Annotated in this window: 13 protein-coding genes; 7 read left to right on the forward strand and 6 right to left on the reverse strand. The window is 55.5% G+C overall.

Features of this window, described 5'->3' with window-relative positions:
• Positions 1 to 45 precede the first annotated feature (45 nt).
• Positions 46 to 1,554, forward strand: coding sequence for a glycerol-3-phosphate dehydrogenase (glpD, locus tag QMZ65_RS16590; protein ID WP_058960571.1), 1,509 nt, complete (start codon positions 46 to 48; stop codon positions 1,552 to 1,554).
• Positions 1,555 to 1,653: 99 nt separating this feature from the next.
• Here the strand turns inward: glpD and iolE are convergent, their stop codons facing one another.
• The 3 genes from iolE to iolD form a co-directional block, all read right to left on the reverse strand.
• A complete protein-coding gene (gene iolE, locus QMZ65_RS16595; RefSeq protein WP_034819699.1) occupies positions 1,654 to 2,550 on the reverse strand; it encodes a myo-inosose-2 dehydratase in 897 nt (298 codons plus the stop codon).
• Positions 2,551 to 2,596: 46 nt separating this feature from the next.
• On the reverse strand, positions 2,597 to 3,610 hold the full coding sequence (gene iolG / locus QMZ65_RS16600) for a bifunctional inositol 2-dehydrogenase/D-chiro-inositol 1-dehydrogenase (RefSeq protein ID WP_038644253.1): 1,014 nt from the start codon (positions 3,608 to 3,610) through the stop codon (positions 2,597 to 2,599).
• Positions 3,611 to 3,759: 149 nt separating this feature from the next.
• Positions 3,760 to 5,694, reverse strand: a complete 1,935-nt coding sequence (iolD, locus tag QMZ65_RS16605; RefSeq protein WP_283216375.1) for a 3D-(3,5/4)-trihydroxycyclohexane-1,2-dione acylhydrolase (decyclizing) — start codon at positions 5,692 to 5,694, stop codon at positions 3,760 to 3,762.
• Between the two features lie 547 nt (positions 5,695 to 6,241).
• Here iolD and QMZ65_RS16610 point away from each other — a divergent pair.
• The gene (locus QMZ65_RS16610; protein WP_034819708.1) at positions 6,242 to 8,155 is read left to right on the forward strand and encodes a bifunctional 5-dehydro-2-deoxygluconokinase/5-dehydro-2-deoxyphosphogluconate aldolase; all 1,914 of its coding nucleotides are present in this window, start codon (positions 6,242 to 6,244) and stop codon (positions 8,153 to 8,155) included.
• Between the two features lie 208 nt (positions 8,156 to 8,363).
• Positions 8,364 to 9,209, forward strand: coding sequence for a MurR/RpiR family transcriptional regulator (locus QMZ65_RS16615; protein WP_034819711.1), 846 nt, complete (start codon positions 8,364 to 8,366; stop codon positions 9,207 to 9,209).
• A 159-nt stretch (positions 9,210 to 9,368) separates the two neighbouring features.
• Here the strand turns inward: QMZ65_RS16615 and iolB are convergent, their stop codons facing one another.
• Together iolB and QMZ65_RS16625 are read right to left on the reverse strand one after the other, a co-directional pair.
• On the reverse strand, positions 9,369 to 10,187 hold the full coding sequence (gene iolB, locus QMZ65_RS16620) for a 5-deoxy-glucuronate isomerase (protein ID WP_038644251.1): 819 nt from the start codon (positions 10,185 to 10,187) through the stop codon (positions 9,369 to 9,371).
• Positions 10,188 to 10,212: 25 nt separating this feature from the next.
• Positions 10,213 to 11,718: a CoA-acylating methylmalonate-semialdehyde dehydrogenase gene (locus QMZ65_RS16625; protein ID WP_038644250.1), complete on the reverse strand. Its 1,506-nt coding sequence runs from the start codon at positions 11,716 to 11,718 to the stop codon at positions 10,213 to 10,215.
• Between the two features lie 413 nt (positions 11,719 to 12,131).
• Between QMZ65_RS16625 and QMZ65_RS16630 the strand changes: the two genes are divergently transcribed.
• A complete protein-coding gene (locus QMZ65_RS16630; RefSeq protein ID WP_058960626.1) occupies positions 12,132 to 12,947 on the forward strand; it encodes a TIM barrel protein in 816 nt (271 codons plus the stop codon).
• 312 nt (positions 12,948 to 13,259) lie between these two features.
• Here the strand turns inward: QMZ65_RS16630 and QMZ65_RS16635 are convergent, their stop codons facing one another.
• Positions 13,260 to 14,483, reverse strand: a complete 1,224-nt coding sequence (locus QMZ65_RS16635; protein ID WP_283216376.1) for an MFS transporter — start codon at positions 14,481 to 14,483, stop codon at positions 13,260 to 13,262.
• 228 nt (positions 14,484 to 14,711) lie between these two features.
• On the opposite strand from QMZ65_RS16635, the gene QMZ65_RS16640 reads away from it, so the two are divergent.
• Genes QMZ65_RS16640 through QMZ65_RS16650 form a run of 3 tightly spaced genes read left to right on the forward strand, consistent with a single transcriptional unit; the run spans position 14,712 to position 18,024 of the window.
• Positions 14,712 to 15,422, forward strand: coding sequence for an ABC transporter ATP-binding protein (locus tag QMZ65_RS16640; RefSeq protein ID WP_045814084.1), 711 nt, complete (start codon positions 14,712 to 14,714; stop codon positions 15,420 to 15,422).
• Positions 15,400 to 16,371, forward strand: a complete 972-nt coding sequence (locus QMZ65_RS16645; protein ID WP_283216377.1) for an ABC transporter substrate-binding protein — start codon at positions 15,400 to 15,402, stop codon at positions 16,369 to 16,371. Before QMZ65_RS16640 ends, QMZ65_RS16645 begins: the two co-directional genes overlap by 23 nt.
• Positions 16,372 to 18,024 carry an ABC transporter permease gene (locus QMZ65_RS16650; protein ID WP_283216378.1) on the forward strand — a complete coding sequence of 551 codons (1,653 nt, stop codon included), beginning with the start codon at positions 16,372 to 16,374 and terminating at the stop codon, positions 18,022 to 18,024. It begins immediately after the preceding gene.
• Positions 18,025 to 18,069 lie beyond the last annotated feature (45 nt).

An 18,069-nucleotide genomic window follows, 5' to 3' on the forward strand; every position in this document is an offset into this window, starting at 1 on the left:
GAAAACGAACATTTTAGAACTATTCCGAACATCGGAGGAGATGACGTGGAAACCAAAGACCTGATCGTGATCGGCGGCGGCATTAACGGAGCCGGCATTGCAGTGGACGCTGCAGGACGCGGACTGTCAGTGCTGATGCTGGAGGCGCGGGATTTGGCCTGTGCAACCTCCTCCAACAGCTCTAAATTAATCCACGGTGGCCTGCGCTACCTGGAACATTACGAATTCCGTCTGGTGGGCGAAGCGCTGGCTGAACGTGAAGTGCTGCTGAAAATGGCACCGCACATTGCCTTCCCAATGCGCTTCCGCTTGCCACATCGCCCGCATCTGCGTCCGGCGTGGATGATTCGCCTTGGCCTGTTTATGTACGACCGTCTGGGTAAACGCACCACTTTACCGGGCAGTAAAGGCCTGCGTTTTGGCGCGGAATCGGCCCTTAAGCCTGAGATCACGCGCGGATTCGAATATTCTGACTGCTGGGTGGATGATGCGCGTATGGTCGTGCTCAACGCGCAGGAAGTGGTGAAACAGGGCGGCGAAGTGCGCACCCGCACCCGCGTGACCCGTGCATGGCGTGAGAGTGGCCTGTGGATGGTGGAAGCGGAAGATATTGATACCGGCAAAACCTTCACGTGGCGTGCCAAAGGCCTGGTCAATGCCGCTGGACCTTGGGTAAAAGAATTCTTTGATGATGGCCTGAAGCTGAAATCGCCGTACGGTATTCGCCTGATCAAAGGCAGCCACATTGTGGTGCCGCGCGTACACCGTGAAAAGCAGGCTTATATCCTGCAGAACGAAGATAACCGTATCGTGTTTGTGATTCCGTGGATGGACGAGTTCTCTATCATCGGTACGACGGATGTGGAGTACAAAGGCGATCCGAAAGACGTGAAGATCGATGACAACGAAATCAGCTATCTGCTGAAAGTGTTTAACGGACACTTCAAACAGCAGCTGAGCAAAGATGACATCGTCTGGACTTATTCTGGTGTGCGTCCGCTGTGTGATGACGAATCGGATTCACCGCAGGCCATCACCCGTGATTACACGCTGGATGTGCATGACGACAATGGCCAGGCGCCGCTGCTATCGGTGTTTGGCGGTAAGCTCACCACCTATCGTAAGCTGGCAGAGCACGCGCTGGAAAAACTGGCGAAGTACTATCCCAACGCCGGCCCAGCCTGGACTAAATCAGCAGTACTGCCAGGCGGTGATTTCTCTGGCACCCGTGAAGATTACGCCGCAGGTCTGCGTCGTCGTTATCCGTTTATCAGCGAAGGCATGGCGCGCCACTTTGCCCGTACCTACGGTAGCCGCACCGAAGAACTGCTGGCAGGCGCAAGCAGTCTGGCGGATCTGGGCGAGAACTTCGGTCACGAGTTTTATGAAGCTGAATTGCGCTACCTGGTGAAAAATGAATGGGTGCGCGAACTGGATGACGCAATCTGGCGTCGTACCAAACAAGGTATGTGGCTGACAGAAGCCGAGCAGGCACGCATTCGTGAGTGGCTGGCGGTCAACGGTCAGAAACCGGCGCTGTCGCTGGCTTCATAATCCAGGCCAAATAGAAAGGCCGTTATCCTGTAAGGGATAACGGCCTTTTTTATTGTGTCTGATGGTCATAAGAGCGCGATAAATCGCGCATCATTGAACTTATAAGCCGGTATTCTCGCGAATATATTTACGCGCTTTCACCGCATATTCGAACGGATTGGCCAGCGCCGGATCCTGCTCCGCTTCCACCACCATCCAGCCTTTGTAACCGTAATCGTCGAGGATTTTGAACACCGGTTTGAAATCAATCACGCCGTCGCCCGGCACGGTGAAGGTGCCTTTCTTCACGCCATCGAGGAACGACAGTGATTTTTCACGCACTTCAGCCACCACGCTGTCACGCACATCTTTCAGGTGCACGTGGAAAATACGTGGCAGATATTTGGTCAGCACATCCAGCATCGCCTGCTGTGAGCCTTCGGAGTAGTAGATGTGGCCAGTGTCATACAGCAGGCCGACATTCTGATTGGTTGATTCCATAAAGCGATCGATTTCCGCTGGGGTCTGAATGCCGGTCCCCATGTGATGGTGCAGCGTTACGCGCATGCCCTTCTTCGCCGCGATCTCAGCCAACTCGTTGTAGCCTTCCGCTGTCAGACGCCACTCTTCATCGGTGAAGATCGGCTTCTGCTCCAGCACTGCCAGTGTGGTGCCCTGAATGCTTTTACTCTGCTCAGAGCAACCAATCACGCGCGCGCCCATGGCGTGCAGGAAGTTCATGTGCTGGGTGAACTCGTCGATGGTTTTCGCCTTGTCGCCGTTGGCGAAGAAGGTGCTGAACCAGGCATTGCAGATCTGAATACCGCGAATTTCCAGCATCGGTTTCAGCACTGCCGGATCTTTCGGATATTTGCTGCCGACTTCACTGCCGGTAAAGCCTGCCAGCGCCATTTCACTGACGGTCTGCTGGAAGGTGTTTTCGCTGCCCAGTTCTGGCATGTCATCGTTGGTCCAGCCGATTGGCGCAATCGCCAGTTTTACATTGTCTTTGTTCATTTCAATTCCCTGATTCTGAGAGAGAAGTGTTAGCGCACAGGCTCAGTTATTTGGCGTAAAAGTCTGGACGCGCTGGCATGGTCACCGGCTCGATAGCGCCGCTGTTCTGGGCTTTATGGCAGGCATCCGCCGCAACGGAGGCAGCAAAACCATCCCAGGCGGAAGGCCCGGTCAACTTGCCCGCTGTGGCGTCATTGATGAAAGCTTGCAGCTCAACGTCGTAAGCCTCGATAAAACGGTCTTTCCAGTCAGTGAGCAACGCATTGCCGAGACGCGCGTTTTTACGCATCTGAATAGATGAAGGCTCAGGCAGTTTGGCAATGCCCTCTTCGCCCACCACTTCACACTGAATGTCGTAGCCGTATGCGCAGTTCACGAAGATCTCGACATCAATACGAATGCCCTTCTGGGTTTCGAACAGCACGATTTGCGGATCTTTCAATTTGGCATGGCTCTTCGAGGTGGAACGCGGGAACACCACCTGCACCGATTTATAATCGTCTTCGGTCAACCAGCGCAGCACGTCCAGCTCGTGAATCAGGGTGTTGGTGATTGCCATATCGGTGGTGTAATTTTCCCCCACGCTCTGGTTGCGGTGCGCACAGTGCAGCATCAGCGGCTCGCCGATTTCACCGTCAGTGATCACTTTCTTCAACGCGCGATAGCCTGAATCGTACGGACGCATAAAGCCCACCTGCACCAGGCGTTTACCGTGTTTGATTTCGGCATCAACGATGCGACGGCAGCCTTCGGCGCTCATCGCCAGCGGCTTCTCGCAGAACACGGGCTTGCCAGCAGCAATGGCGGCAAGGGTGAATTCTTCGTGGGTCGGATCCCATGATGTCACCAGAATGGCATCCACCTCCGGCGAGTTAATCACCTGATGACCATCCTGATACACCTCAGCTTCGATATTCAAACGCTGCAGCGCCGCGCGGGCCCCTTCCACGTTGATATCTGAAACCGCCACCACTTTCGCGCCCTGCAACACATTGTTGCAGCGACGAATGTGATCCTGACCAATTGCACCGGTACCAATTACACCGAGTTTGAGCGTCATAATTACACCTGTAGAGTCGGATAAGTATGCCCTTCATATTTCAAGATGCAGGTGCGTTGGCTGCTCTCGTTGGCCGCCTTCCTGACTCTCGAATTATTTGGGGGACATAGGGTTAATCAAGGCCGGCGATCGCCGGCCTAAAAAGGGTGTTAGTACTTACGTGCTTGTTCGATATGCACGTTAAGTTTGTCGGCCACTTCCTGCGTGCGTTCAGACGTTGAAGTCTGAGCCACACCAATGTGCCACCAGCTGAAATATTTGTGAATCATGGTTTTTGGCAGCACTTTGATGTCGAATAGCACTGAAACGGTCTGTTTCTGCGCGTCAATCAGTGCAGCTTCCAACTGTTCCAGCGTGGTAATGCGATAGGTTTTGCAACCGTAACCGCCCGCAATCGCCGCGAAATCGACCGGAATAAAGCCGCCATCCAGCTTGCCGCCTTCCGGGTTGCGGAAACGGAACTCGGTGGTGAAGCTGTCCATGCCGTGTTCCATCTGTAGGTTGTTAATACAGCCGTTGGTCATGTTATCCAGCAGCACCACGTTGATTTTCGCGCCTTCCTGAATCGAGGTGACCAGCTCGGAGTGCAACATCATGAACGAGCCATCACCCACCATCACATAGACTTCACGCTGCGGCTGGGCCAGCTTCACGCCCAACGCGGCATTGACTTCGTAGCCCATACAGGAATAGCCGTATTCAACGTGGTACGAGTTGTAATCTTTGGTGCGCCACATGCGTTGCAGGTCGCCCGGCAAACTGCCCGCTGCCGCGACAATCACTGCATCCTTTGGGAGCTGCTCGTTTAAGGTGCCCAGCACGCTGCTCTGCGTCAGCACTGACTGCGTCAGGCGCTCAAACTCAGTAAACAGCGCTTCACGGTCAATGTGATCGGCGATTTCGGGAATAAAATCGTCGGTGTTATAAGTGGCGGCATACACACGCTGCGTCTCTTTCAGTAGCTTGCTTTGTGCCTGCTCAACCTGACCGCCCCAGTGGTTCTCAAAGCCTTTCAGTCCGCTTTCCAGTGCGGTCAAACCTTCGCGAGCATCCGCTAACAGCTGCACTGCATCGAGCTTGTAGCTGTCGAAATTGCTGACGTTGATGTTGAGGTAGCTCACTTCAGGATTCTGGAAAATCCATTTCGAAGCGGTGGTGAAATCGGTGTAGCGCGTGCCGATCCCGATCACCAGGTCGGCTTCTTTCGCCAACAGGTTAGCTGCCAGGCAGCCCGTTTCGCCGACGCCACCCACATTCAGCGGATGATCAGAAACAATGGTGCCTTTACCGGCCTGTGTTTCCGCAAACGGAACGTTAAAGCGTTCCGCGAATTTCAGCAGCGCGGCACCGGCATCGGAATATTTCAGACCGCCACCCACGATAATCAGCGGCTTGTGTTTGCGCGCAATCAACGACAGCGCATCTTCTAACTGGGCTGCTGTCGGCAGACGGCGATCCAGACGGTGCACACGTTTCTGGAAGAAATATTCCGGGAAGTCCCAGGCCTCACCCTGCACGTCTTGCGGCAGTGCGATGGTCACGGCACCGGTTTCCGCCGGATCGGTCAGCACACGCAAGGCATTAATACAGGCAGTCATCAGCTGTTCAGGACGGCTAACGCGGTCCCAGTATTTGCTCACCGCGCGGAAGGCATCATTGGTACTGATGCTGAGATCGTGGCTCTGCTCGATCTGCTGCAAAACGGGATCGGGCTGACGCGTGGCGAATACATCGCCCGGCAGCAGCAGTAAAGGAATGCGGTTCGCGGTCGCCGTGGCAGCTGCGGTGATCATGTTCGCCGCGCCCGGTCCCACTGAAGAGGTACAGGCAATAATCTGACGACGCAGCGACTGCTTGGCGAAACCAATCGCCGCATGCGCCATGCCCTGTTCATTACGACCCTGATGCACCACCAGATCGCCGCTGTCCTGCTCCAGCGCTTGCCCCAGTCCCAGCACGTTACCGTGGCCAAAAATGGCAAAAATGCCTTTCACAAATTTGGTTTCAACGCCGTCAACGTTCAGATACTGGTTATCAAGAAATTTCACCAGCGCCTGTGCCGTGGTAAGTCTGATTGTGCCCATATGCTTCTTCCTTTACATGCTGGTACCTGACGTGAGGTACAACGCGGTTCGGGTTTTCGCTGCCGTGACGGCACCCGCGGATAAGTGAAACGTGTGGCGATTATAAACAAATATTTTTTTCATTAAACGTAATTACAGAAGAAACATTTCATTTTGCGATGGAGATCAAATTCAGCGATGAAACGTTGCCAGCGAAGGCCGTTGCAGGGGAAAAAGTGAAATGACAAAATAGCATTTTAACAAGATAGCGAAATTTCATTTCACTTCAGTAGCTTCCTTTATTCACAGCCATTTTCCTGCGACCTGGCTCACAAGCCATAGCATCAGTGAAACCGATGCTAAACAGCATGCCGTGATAGCGCATTGTGCAGAGTTTTACCTCGGTCACAAAATCGCGACGGATATTTCATTTCATATTGTATTTGGAATTTTTATTCCTCATACTGCCACCATAGCCAATCAGGCACCTTGAGAACCCGGAAGCATAGCGCTTGATGTTGGGCGTTTTCGCCCCAGTGTCTGCTTATCACAGAAGGAAACCACAGGTATGAGTACACAACAGAAGCGGCTTGATGTGATTTGTATCGGACGCATCGCCGTCGACCTCTACGGTCAGCAAATCGGATCACGTCTGGAAGATATGACCAGCTTTAATAAATATCTGGGCGGTTCTTCCGGTAACGTGGCCTATGGAACAGCCATTCAGGGCCTGAAATCAGCCATGCTGGCGCGCGTAGGGGATGAACATAACGGCCGCTTTCTGCGAGAAGAATTGCAGCGCGTGGGTTGTAACACCGATGGGCTGATCACCGATAAAAACCGCCTGACCGGTCTGGTGATCCTCGGTATTAAAGATGAGGATACCTTCCCACTGATCTTCTACCGCGACAACTGTGCCGATATGGGCCTGGTGCCGGATGACATTAAAGAGGAATTCATCACCTCTTCTCGCGCTGTCGCGGTCACCGGGACGCATCTTTCACATCCGCAAACCCGCGCGGCAGTACTGAAAGCGTTGGATATCGCCAAGCGAAATGGTCTGCGCACCGCACTGGATATCGATTATCGTCCGGTGCTGTGGGGGCTGACGTCACTGGGCGATGGCGAAACGCGTTTCGTTGAATCCGGTGAAGTCACGAAACAACTGCAGGAAGTGCTGCACTATTTCGATTTGGTGGTAGGAACGGAAGAAGAGTTCCATATTGCCGGCGGCAGTACGGATACGCTGACAGCACTGAAAAATGTGCGCCAGGCAAGTAAAGCCACGCTGGTCTGTAAACGTGGACCGCTGGGGTGCGTGGTGTTTGAAGGTGATATCCCGGACAGCTGGGAGCAGACAAAATTGCAAACCGGCGTTCGCGTTGAAGTCCTGAACGTGCTGGGTGCAGGCGATGCCTTTATGTCTGGCCTGCTGCGCGGCTGGCTGAATGATGAAAGCTGGGAACAGGCTTGCCGCTACGCCAACGCCTGTGGTGCGCTGGTGGTTTCACGCCATGGTTGCGCGCCGGCGATGCCAACCAAAGAAGAGCTGGACGATTTCCTCGGTCGCGACAAAGACGTAAAACGCCCGGATCTGGATGCGCGTCTCAACCATCTGCACCGCGTCACCACGCGTAAACAACAGTGGCCAGAACTCAATGTGTTCGCGTTCGACCATCGCAAACAGCTGGCCGATATGGCCCGTGAAGCAGGCGTCAGTGAAGATAAGATCCCACAGTTGAAACTGCTGCTGTTGCAGGCGGCGCAGGAAGCGGCCAATGAAGCAGGCTTAAATGAAAAGAGTGGGATTCTGGCGGATACCACCTACGGCCAGAAAGCACTGAACGCGATTACCGGTAAAAACTGGTGGATTGGCCGTCCGATCGAACTGCCAAGCTCGCGTCCCCTGCGTCTGGAGCACGGTAACATCGGCTCGCAACTGGTCGACTGGCCAGCAGAGCACGTGGTGAAATGCCTGGTGTTCTACCATCCGCACGACAGCGCCGAGCTGCGTAAAGAGCAGGATGAACTGGTACTTGATGTGTGGAACGGCTGTAACAAGAGCGGGCATGAGCTGCTGCTGGAACTGATTCTGCCGGAGAGCAATCCGGACCGTAATGAATCGTACTATTACGACATGCTGAGCCACTTCTATAGCCTGGGCATTCAGCCGGACTGGTGGAAACTGCCACCGCTGTCGGCAGAGAGCTGGCAGGCTATCAGCGGGTTGATCGAACAGAACGATCCCCACTGCCGCGGCATTCTGCTGCTCGGCCTTGATGCGCCGGAAGAGACGCTGAAAGCCGGTTTCGCCGCTGCAGCGCAGGCACCGTGGGTCAAAGGCTTCGCCGTCGGCCGTACCATCTTCGGTCAACCGTCACGTCAGTGGCTCAACGGCGAGCTGGATGACAAAGCGCTGATTGAAACGGTGAAAGGCAACTATCTGCGACTGATTGGTTACTGGCGCGCCGCGCGTGGCTGATTGGCGTTAAAGCAGTACCAAAGCGGCTCATAAGGGCCGCTTTTTTTATGGGCATCAGCACTGCCGCTAATCACTTCTTTTTGTGAGGCATTTCATAAACCGATGAAATAAGCGTCACGATAGCGTCAAACAAATGAAATTTTCCATCCATCTGGTACTATAGCGCTCATTATCCAGCCATATTTTCATTTTTTGACGGGCCGAAGTCATGACCAACAATCCAACTCAATTAACCTTGTTACAGGACGATATCCGTCGTCGCTATGAGACGCTGAGTAAACGCCTGAAGCAGGTGGCTCGTTATATTCTTGATAACAGCAACAGCATTGCATTCGATACCGTGGCTTCCATCGCGCAACAGGCCGATGTGCCGCCCTCCACGCTGATCCGCTTTGCCAACGCCTTTGGTTTCAGCGGTTTCAACGAAATGAAACAGGTTTTCCGTCAGCACCTGATGGAAGAAACCGTGAACTACACCGAGCGTGCTCGCCTGTTCCGCCAGACTGCCACTGATGACAGCGCCAGCTCGCCTGAAAGCCCGGTAGAAATCCTCAACGTCTTTACTATGGTGAACAGCCAGGCATTGCAGCAGTTAGCGATGCAGGTCAATCCGGACCAGCTGAACAAAGCGGTGAAGATGCTGGATGAAGCGGAGAATATCTACATCATTGGCCTGCGTCGTTCATTCAGCGTTGCGTCCTATCTGGTGTATGCGCTGCGCCATCTGGAGCGTCGTGCATTCCTGATCGACGGCCTCGGCGGCATGTTCACCGAGCAGTTGAGCATGGTGAATCCAAAAGACGTGGTAATTGCCATCAGCTACTCGCCGTATGCGCGTGAAGCGGTTGAGCTGGTTGAGTTGGGTGCCAAGCGCGGCGCACATCTGATTGCTATTACCGACAGCCAGGTGAGCCCACTAGCCGCCTTCAGCGATGTGTGCTTTGTGGTGCGCGAAGCGCAGGTGGATGGCTTCCGTTCGCAGGTGGCCTCCCTCTGCCTGGCGCAGACGCTGGCGGTTTCATTAGCGCTCAATAATACCGGCACCGGCGAATAACTTCGCCAGATGTTGTACATCAAAAAGGGCAGCCATTTGGCTGCCCTTTTTACATTTGTCATTCATATCTTGCGGTGTGCTGCCAGATGCACATCACTGTGCACCCAACAACAAGCGTATCGCTAGTCGGTAGCGTCGCCATTATGGCGACCTGCGACTTTATTTGCTGCGCGGGTACTTATCGCTGTTCACCCAGGCGTGATCTTTCTCCCAGGTAAACTTCCACAAACGCACCGGACCGGCCATCACGTTCAGATAGTAGTTATCGTAACCCGCGATGGTCGCCACCGGATGGTAGCCACGCGGAACAGTCACCACATCGCGGTTATACGGCGCCATGCACTCGTCGAGTGAACGGTCGTCGGTATACACGCGCTGCATGGCGAAGCCTGGTTCTGGATCGAAACGGTGATAGTAGGTCTCTTCCAGATAGGTCTCATCCGGACTGGTTTTCTGGTCGTGCTTATGGCTGGGGTACGAACTGGTCGCACCCTCGTCGGTATACACTTCCACCACCAGCAGGCTGTCCGCTTCTTTGTTGTCCGGCAAAATGTTGTGCACCAGACGCTGGTTGCGTCCTTTACCACGCTGCTCCACCCCCACATCTTCCGGTGCAATCAGGCGTGCAGGCAGATTGCCTTTGCTTGGTGCATTACACACCGCCAGCTCGAGATCGCTATCGGCGTAGACTTCTACTTCATCATCGTGCGGCACATACACCGAGTACGGTGGAATACGCTCGAACGGTGACAGGCGCTTACCCAGGTTCGGGAACTCCGCGTTGCGGGTTTTTACCGAGGCAAAACCCGCCACCAACACCAGACACAGTTCTTTATCGCCGCTGCTGAGCTTTAGGCTCTGGCCCTTCTTCAGCAGGTAGGCATCAAAGCCGACGTACTCCCAGCCCGCACTTTCTGGCGTGACGTGCTGGATACGACCATTACTGTCTGGCTGCTGCGCTTTCGAAATCAAAGACATCATCGATCTCCTAAGTTAAGCGAGATTAGCCCAGCGTTGGCATGCTGAACTCTGAAACAGTCTGCTGACCGCTCGGCCAGCGCACGGTGGCGGTTTTCATGCGGGTGTAGAAACGCACTCCGTCTGGACCGTGCACGTTCAGCGCACCAAACACCGAACGCTTCCAGCCACCGAAGCTGTGGAACGCCATTGGCACTGGCACCGGCACGTTAACACCCACCATGCCCGCTTCCACGTTCTGCACAAACTCACGCGCGGTGTGGCCGTTGCTGGTGAAGATGGCACTGCCGTTACCGAATTCATGGCTGTTGACCAGCTTCAGTGCACTGTCAAAATCAGTAGAACGCATGATGCTCAATACCGGCCCGAAGATCTCTTCACGCCAGATCACCATGTCCGGGGTAACGTTATCAAACAGGGTGCCGCCCACGTAATAACCCTCTTCATGGCCTGCGACTTTTACACCACGACCATCTACCACCAGTTTTGCGCCCTCGGCTTCACCCTTGTCAATGTAGCCCAGCACTTTCTTCTGATGCGCGGCAGAAACCACCGGGCCCATTTCGTTCTCTTCAGCACCTTTTTGGATACCGGGGCCGATGCGCAGCGCTTTGATCAGCGGAGTCAGACGCGCAATCAGTTTGTCAGCAGTATCATTGCCCACTGCAACAACCACAGGCAGCGCCATGCAACGCTCACCGGCAGAACCAAACGCGCCGCCCATGATGGCATTCACAGTGGCATCCAGATCGGCATCTGGCATCACGATAGCGTGATTTTTCGCCGCACCAAACGCCTGCACACGTTTGCCGTGGGCGCTGGCGGTTTTGTAGATATGCTCGGCCACGCCGGAAGAACCGACGAAGCTCACTGCCGCAATACGCGGATCTTTGTACAGCTGCTCAGCATCTTCGTTAGAGGAGTGCACCACGTTGAACACGCCATCCGGCAGTCCCGCTTCTTTCAGCAGTTCAGCCATACGCACAGAGGCTGATGGATCCAGCGCCGGTGGCTTCAGGATAAAGGTGTTACCGCACGCCAGGGCGATAGGGAACATCCACAGTGGCACCATCGCCGGGAAGTTGAATGGCGTGATACCCGCCACCACGCCAACCGGCTGCATCAGCGAGTAGCTATCCACGCCGGTGCCGACGCTTGGTGAGTTTTCACCTTTGATCAGATGCGGGATTCCGCAGGCAAACTCGATCACTTCGATACCGCGCGTCAGCTCACCCAACGCATCCGACCACACTTTACCGTGCTCAGACACGATCAGCGCAGCCAGTTCGTCACGGTGTTTTTCCATCAGTGCTTTGAAGTTGAACATCACACGGGCACGACGCAGCGGCGCTGTTTTCGACCATTCAGGGAACGCGGCATGGGCGATTTCGATCGCTTTTTCCACTTCAGCAGCGGTGCTCTGCGTGAGTTCACGCGCGACCTTGCCGGTGGCTGGATCGTATACCGGGATGGTTTCATTGCTGGCGCTGTGGGTAATCTTGCCGCCGATAAAGTTTCCTACGATAGTCATGTCGTTGCCTCTTTGATGTGAAGTTCCCTGCAGGCAGTCGGTTATCACTGCAACGCCACCTGACCAGGCAATACGAAAAGCGTGCTATGAAGCTATTACAATGAAATAAATTTTTCAAATACTTCTTTTTGGAAAATTTCCTTTTAGCGGCATGGATCGCATTTTTCCCGCCTTCCCTGCAGCAAGGCCGCAAACCTCGCTCGATCGGCGCCCTGCCTCTCTTGCCGACACGCAATCATAACCCTTTGTGACCACACAATTTCCACTGAGATCACGCCAGCATGATGTTACGCGAAACGAAATATGAAATTTTTGCGAGGAAGATCCAATATCTGATATTTCATAATTAACTAACAATGAAATAAATGTTTTCTTTGCAGCATCTGAACCGTATCCTATTACAGGAGCCACACATGGCCATCGATCCAACCCGTTTCTGTATCAACCGTAAAATTGCGCCCGCGCTCTCACTTGAAGCCTTTTTCCAGTTAGTTCAGCGACTGGGTTTGAGCAAAGTGGAACTGCGTAACGATATGCCGGGCGGCAAGGTCACCGATGGTCTGAGCGCATCGCAGCTGCGATCGCTGGCGGATAAGTATCACATCGAGATAGAGACCATTAACGCGCTTTATCCGTTTAACCGCCCTGATGACGCGCTGTTGAGCAAAGCCGAAGCGATGTTGCAAGAAGCGAAAGCCATTGGTGCCAAAGCGCTGGTGATGTGCCCATTGAACGAGGGTATTGCCATCGCACCAGAGAAAACGCTGGAGGCGTTGCAGATCCTGGCACCGCGCTTCGCTGAATACGGTATTCAGGGGCTGGTTGAGCCACTGGGCTTCCCGGTGAGTTCACTGCGCTCTGCGGTGCAGACGCAAAAGCTGATTAAGCAGGCGGGCGTGCCGTTTAAATTGCTGTTGGATACCTTCCATCATCACCTTTACGAGAACGCCGAGCAGGAGTTCCCGCAGGAGATTGAGGTGAACCAGATTGGCTTAGTGCATCTCTCAGGCGTGGAAGATACCCGCCCAACGGCGGCACTGACGGATGAAGAGCGCATTATGCTGAGCGACCGCGATGTGCTGAACAGCGTGGCGCAAGTGAAGCGTCTGGAGATGCTCGGCTATAAGGGCATTTACGCCTTTGAGCCATTCTCCTCGGAGCTGGAGAAGTGGGGCGCGAAAGAGATTGAGCGCGAGATTCGCCAGAGTATTGAGTTGCTGCAAGCCTGATTTATAACGGCGGCCGAGGGTGTGTGCCGCCGTTTCCCCTACCCTTATCTGTGTCCATAACAAGACACACTTTGTTAGTGTTGGCCTCGGTCGGAGGCCCTTTTTTCCATCCTCGTCATATTTTACGTCATAGCTGCGTTGGCCGCGTTTGTGCGCCCCAGTCACTTACGGACGTAAGCTCCTGAGGACTTACAAACTTGCCGCCTTGCTCTGACGTAAACTATTTAGAGGATGCCTGAGCGATTGAAGACCCTGTTTAGATGCGCCTGAGCGATTGGGATGAATGATGTGAGGGTGCTTTATTCATAGAAGTCAGGCATTTTCTTTGATTTCCACAGCCGCTTCTTGTGGCTGCCGCTTCATCATGCGTAGCGTGCAGAACAGCGCCAGACATACCAGCAGCGCGGTGAGCAGATAGACCAGCGACACCCCGGCGTAACTCATGATAAAACCCGCAATCGGTCCGGTGATACCTAGCGACAAATCCATAAACGCCGTGTAGGTCGCCAGCGCGCTGCCCTGATTCTGCTGGGGCACCACTTTCACCGCCACCACACCAATCGCCGGGAACACCAGCGAGAAACCTGCACCGGTCAGAAACGCCCCCATTTTCGCCATCCACGGATCGAACGATCCCGCCACCAGAAACAGTCCGACCGCTTCAACGGCAAAACAGATGCTGGCGACGCGCAAGCCACCGAGCTTATTAATCGCGTTGGGGAACAGCAGACGCGTACCGACAAAGGCGGCGCTGAACATCGTTAAGGCAAAGGCGGCACCATCCCAGCCCTTATCCTGATAGAACAGGGTGATAAAGGTAGCGATCACGCCAAAACCTGCCGATCCCATCGCCAGAATCAGGCCGAAGCCGTAGATTTTTCCCAGCACATCGCGGAACGGTAGCGGTTTGGCTTTGCTGCCTTTCACTGGCGCACGCGGCAGCGCCAGCGCAATCGCCAGCACGCAGATGGTGATAATAATGCCCGAAAGCAGCAGTAAACCGCCGCTGCGGAAAATCACCACACCGAGCGGCGCACCGATCGCCATCGCGCCGTAGGTGACAATACCGTTCCAGGAAATCACCCGGCCAATATGCAGCGACCCAACGCGCGCCACACCCCACAGTGACGTGCCGGTGCCCGAGAAACTTTGCCCCACGCCCAGTATCACGCGCCCCAGACACAGCAAAATCAGACTGAGCACGCCCTGCCCTTCAGTCAGTGCCGAGAGCAAAATACAGATGCCGCTGATCAGGCAACCCACCAGCCCCAGCACCACCACTTTCTTTGGCCCCCACATGTCTGCATAGCGACCCGCATGCGGACGGCTTAATAGCGTGGCGATGTACTGCAGGCTGATCACGACCCCAGCCCAAAAGGCGCTGTAGCCCAATCCGTCATGGACAAAGCCCGGCAGCACCGCCAACGGCAGGCCAATCGTGAGATAGCTGGCGAAGTTGAACTTCACAATGGAGAGGATCAGAAGATTCAGGCGAAGTCGGCCGTGTTCAGGGGCCGCGGCAGGCTGGTCAGGCATGAGTGATTGCGCTCGTGGGTGACTAAATATTTGTATAGAAGGCTAACTATACGCCTTTTCCTGCGTACTGCATCCGGTGATCGCCCTAATTTGTGGTCATCATTTCGTCATATCGCCCACTTACACTCGCGCCCATCAAATCCCAAAGAGGATACACAATCTGATGCTGCTCCTGATTTGCTGTCAGGCGCGCGTGCCGCAGTGCCACTCCTTTGCCGGAGGTGGCCAGTGACGCATGCCGTGCCTATCGAACTGAAAAATCTCAGATGGTCAGTGAATAACCTGACGATTCTGCACGATCTCTCCCTGACGATTCCCGCAGGCGAAATCCTTGCGCTGCTCGGCCCGAGCGGCTGTGGCAAAAGCACGCTGCTGAAACTGCTGGCGGGCCTGCTGCAACCCACAGCAGGCGAGTTGTGGATTGGCGATCGCTGCGCTGCCTCCGCGCGTCATTGCGATGCGCCGGAGATGCGCAACCTCGGCATGGTTTTCCAGGATTACGCTCTGTGGCCGCATATGACCGTGGCACAAAACGTGGCGTTTCCGCTGCGCATGCGCGGTGTGAAAAAAGCGGCTGCACGTGAACAGGCCGATGCGGCGCTGGCGCAGGTCGGCCTGGCTGATTTTGGCGATCGCAAACCGGCGTTGCTCTCTGGCGGACAGCAGCAGCGCGTCGCCCTCGCCCGCGCTTTGGTCGCTAAACCGGCGATTTTGTTGTTCGACGAACCGCTCTCCAATCTTGACCGCGACCTGCGTGAAACCCTGGTGCACACCATGGCGGATTTACTGCGCAGCGCGGGCATTACCGCTGTTTATGTCACGCATGACCGCGAGGAAGCCAACACGCTCGCCGACCGCATTATTCACCTGGCACAGGGCCAGATTGTTTCCGTTACTCACCTCTCAGGGGACCGCAATGCCATCTCTCAAGTCAGTTAAAACAGGAGCCATCAGCGCGATGATTTTGACCTCCGCTATGATGATCAACGATGCCCAGGCACTGACGGTGTACACCGCCGGTCCGGGTTCGCTATCAAAAAGTCTGGCCACCGGATTCGAAAAGCAAACCGGTATTAAAGTGAATATCTTCCAGGCCACCACCGGCAAAGTGATGGCGCGTCTGGAAGCCGAACAGGCTAATCCGCAAGCCGATGTGCTGATCTCTGCCTCATGGGATACCGCTGAAGATCTGCAACATCGTGGCTGGCTGTTGCCGTACGAAAGCGCCAATGCCGCTAAAGTGCCGGATCAGTTCAAAACGGCCAACTACGTGGCACAGGGCATTTCCGCGCTCGGCATCGTGTGGAACACCAAGAGCGGCACGCCAGAGCCAAAAACCTGGCAGGATCTGACTGCATCCGCGTTTAAAGACAAAGTCACCACCCCCGATCCGGCACTCTCTGGTGCTTCACTCGATCTGCTGATTGGCCTGCAAAATAGCGAAGGTGAAAAAGCCTGGCAGCTGTTTGACCAGTTAAAAGCCAACGGCATGGTGATGAGCGGCCCGAATGCCCAGGCGGTGACGCCAGTATTGCAGGGTGCGAAAGCGGCGGTGTTTGGTGCAGTGGATTACGTCACCTATAACAACATTGCGCAGGGTGAAAGCGTCAAAGTGATCTTCCCGGAAAACGGCACCGTGGTGGCTCCGCGTCCGATGATGATTCTGAAAAGCAGCCAACATGCCGATGATGCGAAGAAGTTCGTCGATTATGTGCTGTCGGATGAAGGCCAGGAGCAGGTCGCGAAGGCCTGGCTGATGCCGGCGCGTACCGATATCAAAGCGCAGCGTCCGCTGTTCACCGAGATCAAATTGCTGCCCGCCAATAGCGATGGCAGCAGCGAGCGCTCGGCGGTGCTGAAGCACTTTGGCGCTCTGTTCGGACAGTAAATGATGTCGCGTGCCCTGAATGGATTGATTCTGCTGGCGCTGATGCTGCTGGTGGCACTGCCGCTGCTGTTTATCGTGCTGCAGGCGCTGTTTCCACAGCTTGGCGAGGGGAACTGGAGTGGGGCTTTCAGCGCGTTACCGGCGCTGTTTGAAGATCCCCAGCTGGTTCCGATGTGGCTGGGCACGCTGAAAATCGGCGGCGGCGTGGCGCTGTGCAGTTTGCTGCTGGGCTTACCGCTCGGCGCACTGCGCGGCCTGTTCCGTCTGCCGGGGGCGGCAATGTGGGATCTGCTGTTTCTGATCCCCTTCCTCACCCCGCCCTATATCGTGGCGCTGTCATGGACGCTGGCACTGCAACGCAACGGCTATCTGCAACAACTCACTGGCTTCAACCTTGATAGCCTGCTGTTTAGCAGCACCGGCATGACGCTGGTGATGACGCTGAATATCTTCCCGGTGGTCTACTTTGCGGTATCGCGTTCATTGATGGCGAGCGGTCAACGCCTCGCCTGGGTGGCTCGCGTGCACGGCGCATCAGCCTGGCGCGCTTTTGCCCAGATCACATTGCCGCTGACACTGCCAGCGTTAGCCGGTGGCGTGCTGCTGGCATTCACGCTGGCGATTGAAGAGTACGGCGTGCCTGCGGCGCTCGGCACTCAGGCGCATCTGACGTTGATGACGGTCGGTATCGAAACCAAACTGGCGGACTGGCCAATCGATTTACCGGGCGCGGCATCGCTCTCGTTGATGCTGAGCCTGGTGGCGCTCACCGCCTGGTTCCTGCAACGCAAACTGACCGGCAGCAGCGATGTCACGGCCGTTAACGGCAAACCGGTGGTGCAGGAGCTTGCCGAGGGCGGGCGCTGGCTGCCGCTGATGTTGCTGCCGTTTATCCTCACCGTTTTACTCGCCGTGGTACTGCCGCTGGGCGCAATGACGCTGAGTGGATTACTGAATACCCTTTCCGGCGGCCTGCATCTGGATAACCTGACGCTGCGCCACTTCGGCGCGCTATTTAGTCAGCAAGGGGATGCGTTAGCGGCCTTCTCCACCAGCATTGGGCTGGCGCTGGGCGCAGCACTGCTTACTGGGCTGCTCGGTTTCCTGATTGCCTGGTGCATGTCAGAAGGAAAAACGCGCCTGCTGGCGATGATGGATGGCCTGGCGCTGCTGCCTGCCGCCATGCCCGGCGTGGTGGTCGGCGTCGGGTTGATTCTGCTGTGGAACCGCGGCTTCTGGCCGGTTTCCCCTTACAACACAATGTTTATTCTGCTGCTTTCCTACAGCTGCCTGCTCCTGCCGTGGCCGGTACGCTATGTCAGCAGTGCGCTACGCCAACTGGCCCCCACGCTGGAACCGGCGGCGCGCGTGCACGGCGCGTCACGCTTACAGGCGCTGCGCCTGATCGTCCTGCCGCTGGTCGCACCGAGTCTGCTGGCCGCGATGATGATGGTGTTTGCCGTGGCATCACGCGAACTGGTGACCTCGCTGCTGCTGGCACCCGCCGGGACGCAAACCGTGGCGATTTTTATCTGGCGTCAGTTCGAGCAAGGTTCCGTGGGGCAAGGGATGGCGATGGCCACCGTGACACTGCTTGCCAGCCTCACCCTGATGCTGGGCGCCACAGCGCTAATGCAACGTCAGGGGAAATAACACACTGACGTTTCGCTTATTCCTAAATAAACAATCACTTACTTT

Source organism: Pantoea sp. EABMAA-21, from assembly GCF_030053335.1.
In the GTDB taxonomy this organism is placed as follows: Bacteria; Pseudomonadota; Gammaproteobacteria; order Enterobacterales; family Enterobacteriaceae; genus Pantoea; species Pantoea communis.

Coding starts and splice junctions, on each gene's coding strand:
- iolG (WP_038644253.1), bottom strand. CDS start 3,610: ATGACGCTCAAACTCGGTGTAATTGGTACCGGTGCAATTGGTCAGGAT.
- iolB (WP_038644251.1), bottom strand. CDS start 10,187: ATGTCTTTGATTTCGAAAGCGCAGCAGCCAGACAGTAATGGTCGTATC.
- QMZ65_RS16615 (WP_034819711.1), top strand. CDS start 8,364: ATGACCAACAATCCAACTCAATTAACCTTGTTACAGGACGATATCCGT.
- iolE (WP_034819699.1), bottom strand. CDS start 2,550: ATGAACAAAGACAATGTAAAACTGGCGATTGCGCCAATCGGCTGGACC.
- QMZ65_RS16650 (WP_283216378.1), top strand. CDS start 16,372: ATGATGTCGCGTGCCCTGAATGGATTGATTCTGCTGGCGCTGATGCTG.
- QMZ65_RS16625 (WP_038644250.1), bottom strand. CDS start 11,718: ATGACTATCGTAGGAAACTTTATCGGCGGCAAGATTACCCACAGCGCC.
- iolD (WP_283216375.1), bottom strand. CDS start 5,694: ATGGGCACAATCAGACTTACCACGGCACAGGCGCTGGTGAAATTTCTT.
- QMZ65_RS16635 (WP_283216376.1), bottom strand. CDS start 14,483: ATGCCTGACCAGCCTGCCGCGGCCCCTGAACACGGCCGACTTCGCCTG.
- QMZ65_RS16610 (WP_034819708.1), top strand. CDS start 6,242: ATGAGTACACAACAGAAGCGGCTTGATGTGATTTGTATCGGACGCATC.
- QMZ65_RS16645 (WP_283216377.1), top strand. CDS start 15,400: ATGCCATCTCTCAAGTCAGTTAAAACAGGAGCCATCAGCGCGATGATT.
- QMZ65_RS16630 (WP_058960626.1), top strand. CDS start 12,132: ATGGCCATCGATCCAACCCGTTTCTGTATCAACCGTAAAATTGCGCCC.